The sequence below is a fragment of the Janthinobacterium sp. P210005 genome, assembly GCF_036231865.1.
In the GTDB taxonomy this organism is placed as follows: domain Bacteria; phylum Pseudomonadota; class Gammaproteobacteria; order Burkholderiales; family Burkholderiaceae_D; genus Janthinobacterium; species Janthinobacterium kumbetense.
The window spans coordinates 1,336,705-1,352,247 of record NZ_JAZARC010000001.1; the positions used below are offsets into that span (position 1 = coordinate 1,336,705).

Annotated in this window: 12 protein-coding genes and 1 tRNA gene; 12 read left to right on the forward strand and 1 reads right to left on the reverse strand. The window is 58.5% G+C overall.

What is annotated here, in order from left to right; genetic code table 11:
- The first annotated feature begins 123 nt into the window (after window positions 1-123).
- Window positions 124-627: a DUF2939 domain-containing protein gene (locus tag VPH40_RS05815; protein WP_180278753.1), complete on the forward strand. Its 504-nt coding sequence runs from the start codon at window positions 124-126 to the stop codon at window positions 625-627.
- Between the two features lie 30 nt (window positions 628-657).
- Here VPH40_RS05815 and VPH40_RS05820 read toward each other — a convergent pair whose 3' ends face one another.
- The gene (locus VPH40_RS05820) at window positions 658-1,995 is read right to left on the reverse strand and encodes a polysaccharide deacetylase family protein (protein WP_180278752.1); all 1,338 of its coding nucleotides are present in this window, start codon (window positions 1,993-1,995) and stop codon (window positions 658-660) included.
- Between the two features lie 267 nt (window positions 1,996-2,262).
- Here VPH40_RS05820 and VPH40_RS05825 point away from each other — a divergent pair, with 267 nt between their 5' ends.
- From VPH40_RS05825 to VPH40_RS05875, 11 genes are all read left to right on the forward strand, one after another.
- Window positions 2,263-2,475 carry a hypothetical protein gene (locus VPH40_RS05825; protein WP_010399127.1) on the forward strand — a complete coding sequence of 71 codons (213 nt, stop codon included), beginning with the start codon at window positions 2,263-2,265 and terminating at the stop codon, window positions 2,473-2,475.
- Between the two features lie 11 nt (window positions 2,476-2,486).
- Window positions 2,487-2,882 (forward strand): nuclear transport factor 2 family protein, encoded by a 396-nt coding sequence (locus VPH40_RS05830; protein ID WP_328572952.1) that lies wholly within the window; start codon window positions 2,487-2,489, stop codon window positions 2,880-2,882.
- Between the two features lie 400 nt (window positions 2,883-3,282).
- Window positions 3,283-5,580: a TonB-dependent receptor gene (locus tag VPH40_RS05835; RefSeq protein ID WP_099668469.1), complete on the forward strand. Its 2,298-nt coding sequence runs from the start codon at window positions 3,283-3,285 to the stop codon at window positions 5,578-5,580.
- Between the two features lie 102 nt (window positions 5,581-5,682).
- Window positions 5,683-5,769: transfer RNA gene (locus tag VPH40_RS05840), tRNA-Leu, on the forward strand.
- A 179-nt stretch (window positions 5,770-5,948) separates the two neighbouring features.
- Window positions 5,949-6,200, forward strand: a complete 252-nt coding sequence (locus VPH40_RS05845) for a phage tail protein (RefSeq protein WP_328572953.1) — start codon at window positions 5,949-5,951, stop codon at window positions 6,198-6,200.
- Window positions 6,197-6,664, forward strand: coding sequence for a phage virion morphogenesis protein (locus VPH40_RS05850; protein WP_328572954.1), 468 nt, complete (start codon window positions 6,197-6,199; stop codon window positions 6,662-6,664). The genes VPH40_RS05845 and VPH40_RS05850 overlap by 4 nt, the downstream gene beginning before the upstream one ends.
- 396 nt (window positions 6,665-7,060) lie before the next feature.
- Window positions 7,061-8,401 carry an AAA family ATPase gene (locus VPH40_RS05855; RefSeq protein ID WP_328572955.1) on the forward strand — a complete coding sequence of 447 codons (1,341 nt, stop codon included), beginning with the start codon at window positions 7,061-7,063 and terminating at the stop codon, window positions 8,399-8,401.
- The gene (locus VPH40_RS05860) at window positions 8,401-9,360 is read left to right on the forward strand and encodes a DUF4435 domain-containing protein (protein ID WP_328572956.1); all 960 of its coding nucleotides are present in this window, start codon (window positions 8,401-8,403) and stop codon (window positions 9,358-9,360) included. Before VPH40_RS05855 ends, VPH40_RS05860 begins: the two co-directional genes overlap by 1 nt.
- Before the next feature lie 245 nt (window positions 9,361-9,605).
- A complete protein-coding gene (locus tag VPH40_RS05865; RefSeq protein WP_328572957.1) occupies window positions 9,606-9,728 on the forward strand; it encodes a hypothetical protein in 123 nt (40 codons plus the stop codon).
- Window positions 9,729-10,403 (forward strand): phage baseplate assembly protein V, encoded by a 675-nt coding sequence (locus VPH40_RS05870; RefSeq protein WP_328573339.1) that lies wholly within the window; start codon window positions 9,729-9,731, stop codon window positions 10,401-10,403.
- Between the two features lie 60 nt (window positions 10,404-10,463).
- A complete protein-coding gene (locus tag VPH40_RS05875) occupies window positions 10,464-15,506 on the forward strand; it encodes a diguanylate cyclase domain-containing protein (protein ID WP_328572958.1) in 5,043 nt (1,680 codons plus the stop codon).
- Window positions 15,507-15,543 lie beyond the last annotated feature (37 nt).

The following is a 15,543-nucleotide window of genomic DNA, read 5'->3' on the forward strand; positions in this document are numbered from 1 at the left end:
AAACTTGATCTAAAACAACACTTACTTAAACCTCTATATTGATTTTGGGAAATATTATGTAGAATGCCAACACTTCAGGCGCACCGGGTCGCCAGGCATCCGAGAGATCGCACGATGAAAAGAATGATGCTTCTCGCTGTAGTGGCACTGGTCGCGCTGGCCGGCGTCTTCTATGGCAGCCCGTATTTCACCATGAACAAGATTCGCACGGCAACGATGGACGAGGATACCCAGGCCCTCGCTGCGCATATCGACCTGCCCCAGTTGCGCGGCAGCCTCGGGCAACAACTGCACACCCTGTTTTCGGCGCCCGAAGTGGCCGACGACATCAGTCCCGACGTCATCGACCCCTTGCTCGATACCATGCTGATGCCTGAGGGCATCGTCGCCTTGATGAAGCTCAATGACCGCTACGAAAAACCGCTCGCCAAGGTCAGCGACATCAGCGGCCGCAAGCGCAATACCAAGCCCGACTACAAACTGCGCTACACCTCCTGGGACAGCGTCGTGGTGCAGCGCGCCCACAGCAAAAGCCATATCGGCGAACTGACCCTGGCGCGCGACGGCCTGTGGCACTGGAAGCTGGTGTCGGTGGCCCTGCCGAAGAACTTGCTGGCCGACGCCTGAGGCGCCGGCGCAGCCCTGCTCCCGGGGCGATCAGCGCCGGTCCGTCACCCTGCCCGTCGTATCGGCAAACCAGCGGCTATGCGACACCACCTGCAGCGCGCCGGCAGCCACTTGCCCCGCCAGCCATGCCAGCAATTCATCGATGACCGCATACGAAGTCTGGTAGTCGGACGTTGGCGTCCTGACGATATCGTGGCCGTTGACAAACACAAAGCTGTCGTCGCCCACCGCCGTCTGGATCGCCGCCTGGACTTGCGCAAAGCTGGCGTCGTTTGTCAGGTTGACCGTGGAGGTGTTGAGGATGTAGGCATCCTTGTCGTTGCCAGTGAAAAACATCTGGTCAAAGCCGCGCTCGGCCGTATAGCCGGCGCCGCGCGCCGACAGGAAACCGGCGGCGCGCATGGCGTTGATGGCCGTATTCGTCCACAGCGATTCGACCCACGCATGGTGCGATGGCCCGTCGCCGCCGATACCGGCAGCGCGCATCTTGTCCCGCCCCACCTGCAGCGCAGTGACGTACTGGGCCGAACCCTGGACCGCCACATTGTCGTGCACGCTCTGGTGCAGGGTAAAGTCGAACAGGCGCGACGGATCGTCGAAGCGCACCTTCATGCGCTCGGCCGACATGTAATCGGGCTGCCCCAGCAGGGACGTGACGATGGCAAACGAGGCCGGCAAATCATAATATTTCAGCCGCTCCATCAAATACGTATCCCAGGACGCATAACCATCGTCAAAGGACAAGATGACGGTGGGCAATTTACGCTTCGGCAACGCCGCAACCATGCCCAGCCAGATGGTTTCCGGCTGCGTCGTGGCGGCGGTCAGCTGCACGGTAAATTTCCCGCGCGACAGGTTTTGTGCCGTGGGCGTGCCCTCGCTATCGAGCGGCGTGGCCAGCTTGGGCACCCACCACTCATTGTTGACGAACATCAAGGTGTCGGCGGCGGCGGAACCGCCGTAATGCAAGGCATTCAGGAAGCCGGACCAGAAACTGCTGTAATCGCTGTTGCCCAGGTAAATCATGCCCCCCGTCTGCATGATGGCGGCATTCGTCGAGCGCAGCGCGAAGGAAAAGCGTTGCAAATCCCAGTTGAACGGAATGCGCGGCTGGCCCTTGCCAGCAGCGCCTGTCGTGCCCACTTTCACGACGGTACCGGCAGGCAAGCCGGCTGGCAGGTCGATGCGCAAGGAAGGGTAGCCATCCTTGAACGACACGGCGGCATCGAGCGACACCATGCAGCCCGATGTCACATCGCTGTCCCAAAAGGATAGATCGTGCGTGGGCATGAATTCCAGCGGCGTATTGGTGACCGGCGGCGGGGGCATGGAAAAGCGGGGCGGGGCGTCAGGGTACTGGCTGGACATGGTGCGGCTTTCAAAAGTAGTGCGCGCGGCGCCGGCGGAACAAACGCTGCACGGCAGAAAAGGATCAATCAACATTGCCTTGCCAAGCTTTTTCGCCAGGGGTGCTTGTCAACTATATCACTTAATTGCCATTATGCAAATAAATAATAACGCCCGGTCATGCCTGCCGCGGCGGCCATGGCGCAGCCCATGCGCCAGGCCGGCACGGCATCGCCCAAGCCCGCGCGGCACTGCTATCATCGAGCTTTGATTTCCATCGGAGGCTCCATGTCAGACCTGGTACAACACGCACTGGCCCACGCGGGCAAACCGGCCACCACGCCCTGGGTGGTTACCCTGATCAGCGGTGAAAAACTCACAGGCCCCATTTCCCCGCTCAGCGACGGCTGCTACGCCATCGGCCTGGGGCAAATCAAGTATTTTTCCAGCGATAAGGTCGCCTGCCTGAATGTGTCGGGCGCGGGCGCGTTTCCCATCTGAAGACCTTGGCAATGGACCACACGCAGGAGCAGACGCAGGACGGCACACGCCTGGCGGCGCAGCTGCAGGCGCTGGAAGCGGCGCTGCAAAGCCGGGCCGTGCGCGCCGACAACGCCAGGCTGGCAGCGCTGCTAGCAGACGAGTTCGTCGAATTCGGCAGCTCGGGCAAGCTCTGGACACGCGCCGCGACCTTGGCGGACTTGCCGGCAGAAGATTTTTGTCCGCGCAGCATCAGCGATTTTCAAGCCCGCCTGCTGGCTGACGATGTGGCCTTGGTTAGCTACCGCTCGCAGCGCCACGCCAGCGGCGCCCTGCCCGCCAGCGCCAGCTTGCGCAGTTCGCTATGGAAGTGGCGCGATGGCCGCTGGCAAATGATTTTTCACCAGGGCACGCCCATTCCCGGCTGATCCGCACACGGGGATAGCCGCCACCGGTACTATCCCCTGTCGCGCAGCAACAACACGCCCCTGCCGAAAAAAATCCGCGGCAGCTGTTGTATTTCCAGTGACTGGGCGCTGGCCGCACGGCAACAACCCTCCCTCTGTTTGCGTTTCCGCAGGAAACCTCCATCGCCACGCCAGGCCACTTTGCGCTCGCGCAAGCCTGCCGGCACTCCACTATGCACCCGCCCAATATTGACGACAAATACGATTTTATTCGCGTATTCAGTCGAAAAACATCTGAATGAGCAGGCCTGAAAAATGGCATGAATACCAAAACTTTCCGTGCTAGCATGATTTTTCGTCCAGCTGGCCAGCGCCAGCTTGCAGCGCCCCAACAACCTTCACCGACAGGAGCCGTTTCATGATGACACCGCATGCCAGCACACGCGCCAGCACAATACGCCACACCCTGATTGCCCTGGCAATCACTGCCGCCTTCCCCCTGCAGGCGATGGCGCAGGACAGCGTCCCGCCGCCAGCCACCGACGCGCCGGCCGCTCCGGTGGCGCAAGCCGGTCCTGGCCAGCTGGAAACGGTGATCGTGACGGCGCAGCGGCGCGCGGAAAACATCAAGGACGTGCCCATGTCCATCGCCACCCTGAAGGGCGACAAGCTCGACACCCTGACGGCCGGCGGCGCCGACATCCGCTTCCTCAACAGCCGTTCGCCCAGCGTCTCCGTCGAATCGGATTACGGCCGCACCTTTCCCCGTTTCTACATTCGCGGCCTGGGCAATACCGACTTTGACCTGAACGCCTCGCAACCGGTGGGCCTGGTGATGGACGACGTGGTGCAGGAAAACGCCATGCTGAAGGGTTTTCCCGTGTTTGACGTGGATCAGGTCGAGGTGCTGCGCGGCCCGCAAGGCACCTTGTTCGGCCGCAACTCGCCAGCCGGCGTGATCAAGTTCGACTCCGCCAAACCCGTCTTCAAGACGGAAGGCTACCTGAGCGGCGGTTTCGGCAAGGATGGCATGAAAAACCTGGAAGGCGCGTTCAACGTGCCCGTCAGCGACACGGTGGCCCTGCGCTTTTCCGGCCAGACGCAGCGCCGCGACGACCGCGTGCACAACCCGCGCCCCACCGGCACGCGCGACTTCGAAGGCTATGAAGACAGCGCCGCCCGCCTGCAGGTACTGGTCAAGCCCACGCGCGATTTCACCGCCCTGTTCAACGTGCACGCGCGTAACCTCGACGGCACGGCCACTTTGTTCCGCGCCAACATCCTGAAACAGGGCACGAATGACCTGGTCGACAATTTCGATTACAACTCCTACCCGACCGACGGCATCAACCGCCAGCACCTGAAAACCAAGGGCGGCAGCATGCGCCTGAAATGGGACTTGCCCGGCGTCACCCTGCATTCGATCACCGGTTACGAAAAACTCGATTTCTTCAGCCGCGCCGACGTCGACGGCGGCTATGGCGCCGTGTACGCCCCGCCCATGGGTCCCGGCTTCATCCCCTTCGTCGTGGAAACGGCCGACGTGATTCCCAACCACAAGCAGATTTCGCAGGAATTCCGCGCCGAATCGTCTGCCCGCGGCCCGCTGCAATGGATAGGCGGCTTGTTCTACTTCAAGGAAGATATCCAGATCGACAGCATCAGCTTTGACAGCCTGGCGCCCGGCAATCCGCAAAACAGCGCCTACGCCACGCAAAACCAGAGTTCGAAGTCGTATGCGGCCTTCGGCTCGCTCAACTACACGGTCTCGGACGCCCTGAAACTGCGCGCCGGCCTGCGCTACACGAGCGACAAGAAGGATTTCTCGGCCAAGCGCGTGGAAGCGACCACGGCCGGCCCCTTCAACTTGCACGACACCTCGCACAACGTCAGCTGGGACTTGAGCGGCACCTATGTGCTCACGCCGGAAACCAATGCCTACGCGCGCATCGCCACCGGCTACCGCGCGCCGTCGATGCAGGGCCGCCTGAACGGCCTGGCCGACCGCCCTTCGTTTGCCGGCGCCGAGAAAGCGCTGTCCGTCGAGGCGGGCATCAAGCAAGACCTGTTCGACAAGCGCGCGCGCCTGAGCGTGGCCGTGTTCCAGTACCGCGTGAAGGACAAGCAGCTGACGGCCGGCAGCGGCGCCGTCAACATGAACCAGCTGATCAACGCCGACAAGGCCACGGGCCGCGGCGTGGAACTCGATTTCCAGGCGAATCTCAGCGATTCGCTCAGCATGACCCTGGGCGGCAGCTACAACCACACGGAAATCCAGGACAAGAAACTGTTCGTCCTCAGTTGCGGCAATGCGCAAAACAACCCGGCCAGCGGCTGTACCGTCACCGACCCCGTCGGTCCGTTCAAGGGCACGGCCTACATCGACGGCAACCCGCTGCCCCGCGCGCCGGAGTGGCAGACCAACTTCACCCTGAAATACAGCATCCCTGTCGCCAATGGCGAGTTCTACGCCTACACGGACTGGGCCTATCGCACCAGCTACAACTTCTTCCTGTATGAAGCGAAGGAATACAAAGCCAAGGAATTGCTGGAAGGCGGCTTGCGTGTCGGCTACAAATGGGACAAATACGAAATCTCCGCATACGGCCGCAACATCACCAACCAGATCCAGTCGCTGGGCGCCATCGATTTTGACAACCTGACGGGCATCATCAACGAACCGCGCACGTACGGGGTGCAGTTCAAGGCGACGTTCTGACGGCAGGCAGATAAAACCAGGCTGTCCGGCGCAAACCGGACAGCCTGGCTCAGGCACAAGATGGCATTATGGGCATCACCTGTGCTAGAATCTCGCCGCGCTGCCCGGATGGTGAAACTGGTAGACACTGGAGACTTAAAATCTCCCGCCTGTAAGGGCGTGCCGGTTCGATTCCGGCTCCGGGCACCAGCGCACAGAATTCAGAAACATCAAAAAAGCCATTAAACCCAATACAATCAACGGGTTAGTGGCTTTTTTTACGTCCCGACATTTCCCTTAACACAGATTAAACCCGACAAAAACCAGTAGCGATTACGCCAAATTTACGCCGTGATTACGCGAGCGACGCCGACGCCATCATTGACCTAATGGCCAACGAGGAAACGCGCAAGCATGACATGGCCTTCGAGGTGGACTTTAACAACCATGAAACGGTCGATATTTCCATCAAGCTGGACCTGACCGAGCGCGTGACCGTCAAGACCCGCGAAGCGGGCCGCCTGGACATCAAGCACCTGGCCGAGATACAGCACATGCCGGCTTATGCGGACGAGTTCTGGAAGCTGTATGACGGCGACACCCTGCTGGCAGAATGGCGCACGCCCGAGGCGACGCCATGAGCGACGACCTGAACGCGCTGGAGGCCTGGGCCGGCGCCCTGCTGGCCAAGCTGCAGCCGGCCAAGCGCCGCGCCCTCAATCACAAGGTGGCCATCGACCTGCGCCGCAGCCAGGCGCAGCGCATCAAGGCACAGCAGGGGCCGGATAGCGCGGCGTATCCGGCGCGCAAGCGGCGCAAGGAATTCAAGGAAAAGAATGGGCGCATCAAGCGGCAAAAGGCGACGATGTTCGCCAAGATGCGCACCGCCAAACACCTGAAGGTAAAGGCGACCGGCGACCAGATCGAGGTCGGGTTCTTTGGCTGGGTGGCACGCGTGGCGCATGTGCATCAGTTTGGGCTGCAGGAGCGAGTGGGCAAAAAGGGGCCAATCCATAAATTCCTAGTGCGGCAACTGCTTGGTTTAAGTGAATCGGATCGCACATTCATCCGCCAGTCCTTGCTACATCACATAGAAAAAAATTAAGATGTACCGAAGCAAAAGCTAATTATAAAAAATCACTTAGTTGACAATATTTTTATCTTGGAAATTATAACTAGTGAAGTATTTGACAATTCGATACAAAAATATCATTAGATTTTTCGACGAACCGTAGCTGGCAGATATATGTTGTGTTGTTGCCGTCATAAAGATTGAAAAACAACAAAACCAATAAAATCGGCTCTTTTATAAAAAATAAAAATCAGCTAAATTTATCCAAATGTCTAAAAAACTCCCACATATGATATCCATCACACAACTTGTGACAATTGGATAGAATTTCAGTCATTACAAATTGTATAATTTTATCAATAATAGTTGAACTGGATCATGACTGGTCTGAAACCTTCCCCTCCAACTTTAAAATAACGAATTAAAAATATGCCATCATTGCAACGCTTTAAAATTAATGGATTATACGGTGAGCGGGACATAAATATTCCATTTTTTGACAACATTAAAATTCTTGTTGCCGAAAATGGTTATGGCAAAACCACTGTACTTAATACTCTCTATGCACTCGCCTCTGGAAATATTTCCAGACTTCGGAAGCTATCTTTCGAAAGTATTGAAGTTTTTTTCGATGATAAAACTAAATATATCGTCGAAAAAAAAATGCTAGTAGTCTCCAGTAAACTTATGGAAAAAAACCCATTTTACGATCATTTAAAAAGGGTACTAGGCGTTGAAGATTCACTCACTCTGGTTGAGAGTTTCCTCACCTCTGGCGTTACTGAATTCCGACGGTCAAATTTATTCCTTTTCGCTAGAAAAAAATCAGAGATACCTGCGTCTACATTTCTTGAATATCTTTCAGAAATAAGAAACTCTATTCATAATGGCCAAGATTTTGCAAAGGCAAGAGCCATACTAAAACAAATTCAAGATAAACTTGGATTTAATGTCCTTTATTTACCTACATATCGTCGAGTAGAACAAGATTTCCGTGAGATAAGAGGGGGAATGGAGGAAAATGACGGTCGTGCGGATAATATATATGATGACTTTATAAATTTTGGAATGATTGATGTGGACAGGCGCATCCAAGAGTTAACTAGTGAAATACTATCCTCATCTGTTGAATGGTTCTCCAAAGTTAATGGTGAAATGCTTGGGCAGCTAGTTGAAGGTTTCCAAGTTGATGACAGTTTAAAGCGTAGCATACAAGATCCTGAAGCAATTAAAATTGTCTTAGATCGCATCGGGGTTAACATCAGCTCACAACAAAAAAAGCAAATTTTACGCCTAATAGAAACCAAAGAAATATTTAAGGACCACGATCCATTAATATATTTCCTTTCGAATCTTGTAAAGGTATATGAGCAACAAAAAGACAACGATAAAGCCATCCAAGCTTTTGTAGAGGTCTGCAATAGATACTTAGGCGATAAGAAACTTGTATACAATGAAAGTTTGGTATCAGTAAAAATTGTTCGCAGAAAAAATAATCGCGATGTGGACATTGAAAATCTCTCATCTGGAGAGAAGCAGATTATTTCACTATTTTGCAGTTTATATTTAAAGAAAGAAGAAAATTTTGCGATATTTTTTGACGAACCAGAATTGTCGCTTTCCATGGAATGGCAAAAAACCTTATTGCCCGATGTCGTAAACTCTGGCCGCTGCGCCTTTCTCTTTGCCACCACACATTCACCTTTTATTTTTGAGAATCAATTATCACGATATACAGTAGATCTCTCGCATTACATTCGGGAGCGCTAATGGATAGGATTGAAAAAATGAAGGCTTCGGTCCAGTCGTACTCTGTGAAATTTATGGAGGTAACCCGCATTTTCTCAAAAATGCCAGATGCATATGTTTGCATATTTGAAGGGGAAGATAGTAAATATTATTCCCCACGTTTGAATTGCATTTTAGATCAAGAATCTTGGCGTGGCGTAAATGCAGGAGGAAAATCTAAAGTTCTAGAAATTCATAACTGCATATCCGAACACCCAATATACTCCGGCTTCCGATACGCCTGCTTCATAGATTCTGATTACGATCACTGGACTGATTACTCTGGCAAAGGAAAATTATATAAAACTGCGGGGTATTCGATAGAAAATTATTACACAACAGATTATGCCGTTAGAAACATAATAGCCAGTGAATTTAACATATCTGAGTTTGGTGAAGAATCAGGGGACTTTAACAAAGTTATCGCCATGTATTTAGATTTACTTGATATATTTTGTTACGCAGTAAGTGAATTTAATTATTACGCAAAAGCCCATCGAATAATGGAACGAAATGGCGCAGCGAAAATTAAATTAAATTTATCAAATGTAAAAATATCCGATTTAGTAAAGATAGATTTAGACTCTGTTGTCGTGGCATATGACACAGAAAATCCTGCGACTATTTTTAAAGACGCTCAAGGAATTCACTTTGATAAGGAAGCACTTTTAGAAGCTGAGGTAACACTGCCAAAGGAAAAGTGGCAAACGCAATTTCGGGGAAAACAACAAATGGAATTTCTTCGCCATTGGCTTTCACTCTTGAAATCAGATAGATGTTCAAAAAATCCAAAAATATTTTCCAAATCTGGCAATGTAAAAATTTCACTCTCTAAAGAAAATTGCATTTCTGAACTATCACAATATGCCAGCACACCCGGTTGCCTGAAAAGTTTCCTGGATAATTTTGCTGCCTTTCCTCCACCTACAGTTCTAATGTGATAAAAATTTCATCTTTCAAAGTAATACACAAAGAAAATTGTAGAAGTGTTTTGGCATTTAAAAGTAGGCAAGGACGCACAAGATTTTTAAATTTGAATCCGTCTTCTTCTTGCCAGAAACTCAATGGCCATCGTAACTTCTACTTGGAAAATAAGTTTATGGATCAATATCTTCCTTAGTCGCTAACGGCCTTATCAACCCGCCCCCGCGTGCATCCGCACGCGGACTTCGGCAACATGCACTGCATGAACGCCGACCTGTCCGACCTCCTCCGCTTGCTGCAAAACCTGATCCGCCTGGGCACCATTGCCGAGGTCAAAGGAGCCAAGGCGCGTGTGCGGCTCGGGCCAACACTCACCACTGAATGACTGAAATGGGCTACACGGCGCGCCGGCAGCACGCGTACCTGGTCGGCGCCGACTGCCGGCGAACAAGTCATCGTCTTTTCCCCTGGCGGCGACCTGACGCGCGGCATCATCGTGCCCGCCCTGTACTCGCAGGAATTTGACGCACCCGAATCCAGCCCCACCATCCACTCCACCCATTACCCGGACGGCGCCGTGGTGCAGCACGACCACGCGACCCACACCCTGACGGCCACGCTGCCCGGCGGCACCGCCACAATCACCGCCGACAAGGTGACGTCGAACGCGCCCAGCACCATCTGCACGAGCGACCTGACCGTCATGAAAAACCTGATCGTCATGCAGTCCACCACCGTGGAAGGCGCCACCACTTTGAACGGCGGCGTGAACGCCAAGGCCGGCGCCGCTGGCGGCGTGGCCATGGCCATACAAGGGACAGTCAAAGCCAGCGAGGACGTGATGGCCGGCGCCATCAGCCTGGCCAAGCACCCACACGGCGGCGTCAGGGCCGGCAGCGACCAGTCGGGCAGGCCGCAACCATGTCCAGGCTGCGCTGGTGCCGCATCCCCTCATCGCTCCCCCTCAGTGCCTGCCCCCGCTGACGTTTTTACAACAGCCCCCATCACCCCGCGCCCTCCCCCGCAACTCCCTACTGATATAATACTAGCAATCAACTAGTACTCCGAGATGTGCGCCTCAAGGCTCCCGCAACCGTCTGTGTACCGCTAAGCCCTGCCCATGCGCCCCCTTTTCGACCACGAGATCATCAAACAGCTGCACAGCGGTACGCGCTCGCGGGTTTACCGCGCCCGGGCCGCCGATGGCACTGCGCTGATCGTCAAGATGCCGAATCAGCCGTTCCCCTCCTTTCAGCAACTGGCACAATTCAAGCGCGAATATGCGATCGCGCGCCGCTGCCGCCATCCTGGCGTGGCGCATCCGCTGGCGCTGCAGTTGCACGGCGGGCACTGGACGATGATCCAGGAAGATACCGGCGGCCTGGCGCTCGACCAGGTGTTGCGCGCGCAGGTGGCGGCGCGCAGGACGCCGTCGCAGCCCGCATTGGCGCTGGACGATTTTTTCGACATCGCGCTGCAACTGTGCGCGGCGCTGGACGAGGTCCATCGTCAGGGCGTGATCCACAAGGACATCAATCCTTCCAATCTGGTGTGGAATGCCGAACGGCGCCTGCTGCAGCTGATCGATTTCGGCATCGCCTGTGAACTGCCCTGCGAAAGCCATGGCATCGTCAACCTCCAGACCCTGGAAGGCACGCTGCGCTACATGGCGCCGGAGCAGACGGGGCGCATGAACCGGCGGGTCGATTGGCGCGCCGATTTCTATGCGCTCGGCGCCACCTTGTACGAAATACTGACCGGCCAGGCGCCGTTCGAGACGGGCGACGAGATGGAACTCGTGCATTGCCACATTGCGCGCAGTCCGGACTGGTCGCACCCGGCGCTGGCAAGCCTGCCTGGCCAGCTGCTGCCGATCATCCAGCGGCTGCTGGAAAAAAATGCCGATCAGCGCTACCAAAGCCTGCAAGGCTTGCGCAGCGACCTCGAAGCCTGCCGCGCGAACAAGCCGGCGCAGGCGCTCAAGCTGTCCGACCACGACGGCCGCTTCCTCGTGCCGCAAACGCTGCACGGGCGCGAGGATGCCATCGCCACGCTGCTGGCGGCGTTTGAGCGCAGTGCCGCCGGCACGTGCGAGATGCTGCTGGTGGCCGGCCATTCGGGTATCGGCAAGTCGGCGGTCGTCAACGAAGTGCAAAAGCCCATCATCGCCCGGCGCGGCCGCTTCCTGTCCGGCAAATTTGACCAGCTCCAGCGCGACGTGCCGTATGCCTCGCTGATCCAGGCCTTCCAGGGGCTGGTGCGCCAGTTGCTGGACCAGCCGGAAGAAACGCTGCGGCAATGGTCCGCAAAACTGCACGAAGCCCTGGGCAGCGGCGTGGGCGTGATCGTCGAGCTGATTCCCCAGCTGGCCTTGATCGTCGGCCCCACCGACCCGCTGCCCGCTTCGGCGCCGGCACAGGCCCAGCTGCGCCTGGACCGCCTCTTCCCCCGCTTCGTCGAAGTCTTCGCCTGCGCCGGGCATCCGCTGGTGCTGTTCCTCGACGACCTACAATGGGCCGATGCGGCCACGCTGCGGATGATCGAGCTGCTGATGGTCTCCTGCGACAAGAGCTGCATGCTGTTCATCGGCGCGTACCGCGACAATGAAGTGGGCCCCGCGCATCCGCTCAGCGCGCTGCGCGACAAGCTGCTCGCCCGTGACGTGCGCCTGTCGACGCTGTTACTGAGCGCACTGACCGAGCCGCAGGTGGCGCAAATGGTGTCGGCCACCGTGCGCGTGACGGCGCCTTACTGCGCGCCACTGACCAGCATTTGCTACCGCAAGACGGCCGGCAATCCCTTCTTCCTCAACCAGTTCCTCGCCGCGCTCAACGAGGCGGGCCACCTGCGCTACCGGCCCGCCGACGATTGCTGGGACTGGGACCTGCCCGCGATAGAACAGGCCGGATACGCCGACAACGTGGTCGAGGTGCTGCTGGAGAAAATCCGCCGCCTGCCCGGCGTGACGCAGCACCTGCTGCAACTGGCCGCCTCCAGCGGCAACCGCTTCACGCTCGACATGCTCACCCTGGCAGTGGACCGCGCTCCCCGGCAAACGCAGCAAGACCTGTGGCCGGCGCTCAGGGCAGGCTTGATCCAGCCGCTCGACGAACGCTATAAATACGTCAATGGCGACACCGCCGCGGGCAACAGCGGCGTCAGTTACCGCTTCCTGCACGACCGGGTGCAGCAGGCAGCCTACCTGGTCGCCGATGCCGGCGCGCGCGCGGCCAACCATCTTCTCATCGGCCGCCTGCTCCTGCGGCATACGCCGCCGGAGCGCCAGGACGAGACACTGTTCGACATCGTCGAGCAGCTCAACGCCGGCCGCGCGCTGATCGACGAGGCGGGCGAGCGCGTGCATCTGGCGACGCTCAATCTCCAGGCCGGCGTCAAGGCGCGGCGCTCCGCCGCGTTCCAGTCCACCCTGGAGCACATGCGCATCGGTCTCGACCTGCTGCCGGCGGACGCATGGAACACCCACGCCGGCCTCTGGCTCGAGCTGCAGCTGGGCGCCGCCGAAGCGGCCTACCTGTGTGGCCAGTTCGATGCCGCCGAGGCGATCTATCCACTGGTGCGCACCCGTATCTTGAGCCCCTTGCAGCAGGTACGCTGCATTGCCATCCAGGCGCACCAGTATCAGTTGCAGGGCCGCCTGCTCGACGCCATCGCCGTGCAGCGCGACGGCCTGGCACAGCTGGACATCGACATTCCGCACGATGTGGCGCACATGAAGGCGCGCTTCGCCGACATTCTCGCCGACATCGGGCGGCAGCCTGGCGCGCATGCGCCCGAGACCTTGCTGGCGGCCGCCGACATGTGCGAGCCGGACGCGGTGGCCGCGATGCAGATGATGCAGGGCCTGTGGATGGCCAGCTACTACGCCGGCCAGCAGGATCTCAGCGCGCTGATGGTGGTGTCGATGACGCGCCTGTCCATGCAGCGGGGGAGCAGCGATTTCAGCGCTGTCGCGTATGTCGGCTACGCGATGATGCTGGCGCTGTACAGCGGCGACATCGCGCGCGGCTACCACTTCGGCGCGATGGCGATGGCGCTGGCCAGGCGCCGCGCCAATCTGCAGACGCGCACGCTCACGGGCCTGATGTTCGGCGCGCTCAGCAACCACTGGACTCAGCCGCTGCGCAGCTCCGACGCCCTGTACGAGGAAGCGTTTGGCTGGGCGCTGGAAATCGCCGATTTCGTGCAGGTCGGCGTGGTGGCCGCCGTGCGCGCCACCGACCGGATCATCCTCGGCGACTACCTGCCGCACCTGATGCACGACATTGAGCACGACCTGGCGCTGATGCGCGCCAACGGCCAGCAGGCGATGGCCGATTGCTGCGTCGCCGCCGCGGTCCAGCCGATCAAGTGCCTGACGGGCCTCCTGCCGCGCCATGACAGCTACGACGATGCGGCGTTCAGCGAGGCAGGCTTCCTCGCACGGTATGGCGACTCGCACCTGTACCGCGCCTACTTCCTGCAAGGGAAGATACGCAACGCCTACCTGTTCGACAACGCCGATGCCGAACAGCTGGCCGGCCAGCTCGGCATCGTCACGCAGATCATGCGCGGCCAGGCCAAGGTGGTCGAGTGCAGTTTCTATGCCGCGCTGATCCTGATCCGCGCCTTGCGGCGCGCTCCCGCGCGCACCGATGCGGGCGATCTGCGGGCCGTGATCGGCACGCTGCAAGCGAGTCTCGCCGAGTGGGCCAGGCAAGGCTCGGACAACAGCGCGGCCAAGCACCTGCTGGTGATGGCCGAGATGGCACGCTACCGGGACGATCTGCAGCTGGCCACGCGCCTTTACCAGCAGGCGATCGACGCGGCTGGCCTGGCAGGCTACGTCAACATGCAAGCGCTGGGCAATGAACTGTGCGGCGAATGCTGGTGCGACCAGGGGCAGCCGCGCGTGGCAGCCGTCTTCATCGGGGACGCCATCGCGCATTACGGCCAGTGGGGCGCGGAGGGCAAGGTGGCGCAGCTGCGGGAGCGCCATGCCGCGCTGCTGTCAAGGATGGATGGCCGCGGCACGCAGCGGCATTCCGTCTCCCACACGCACGGTAGTTCCGCGCTCGACCTGGTGTCGCTGCTGAAGGCGGCACAAATCCTGTCGAACGAAGTCGGCCTGCGCAACGTGCTGACACGCCTCATTGCCATCGTGTGCGAAAACGCCGGCGGGCAGGTAGCGCGCCTGCTGCTGCTGTCGGAAGGCAGCTACCAACTGGAGGCCAATATAGACGGCGATGGCGTCACCGTCCTGCAAGCGCGCCCGCTGGACCTGAACGCCGCCAGCGACCCGCAATTCCCGCTGTCGCTGCTGCGCTACGTCATCCGCACTGGCGCGGAGGTGATCGAAGACTGCATCACGGGCGGTTCTCGCTTTGCCGCCGACCCGTACGTGCAGCTGCACCTGCCGCGCGCCGTCATGTGCCTGCCGATCCGGCACGGCGGCCGGATCGACGGCATCCTGTACTTCGAGAACCGGCTGGCCGACGCCTCGTTTACGGAGGAACGCGTCGCATTCCTGCGCATGCTCGGCGCGCAGGCGATGATCTCGATCTCCAGCGCCAGGCTGCATGACAGCCTGGAACGGCGCGTTGCCGAGCGCACCGGGCAACTGGAAGAGGCCAACCGCAAGCTGGCGACCCTGTCCATCACCGACGGCCTGACGGGCCTGTCGAACCGGCGCCATTTCGACGACGTGCTGCGCACCGAATGCGCGCGTGCCACGCGCGTCGGCCAGCCGCTTGCCGTCGTCATGCTCGATGTCGACTACTTCAAGCTCTTTAACGACCGCCACGGCCACCAGGCCGGTGACGCATGCCTGATCCGGGTCGCGCAGGCGCTGGCGGCCGGCATGCGGCGCGCAGGCGACCTGACGGCGCGTTACGGCGGCGAAGAGTTTTCGATCGTGTTGCCGAACACGGGCGCGGACGAAGCGCGCCAGATCGGCGAAGCGCTGCGGCGCGCCATCGAAGACCTGGACATCGTCCACGCGAGTACGGAAGCGCAGCAGGTGACGATCAGCGTCGGCATCGCGGTCCAGTCAGCGCCGGGCGCCGCCGATCCTGACGCCCTGTTGCGGCTGGCCGATGCCGCGCTGTACCAGGCCAAGGATGCGGGGCGCAATTGCGTGGTGCTGAGGATTCTGCCGCCTGGCTGACGCATGCGCCCCGCGCCCTTTTTCACGGCGCTGGCGG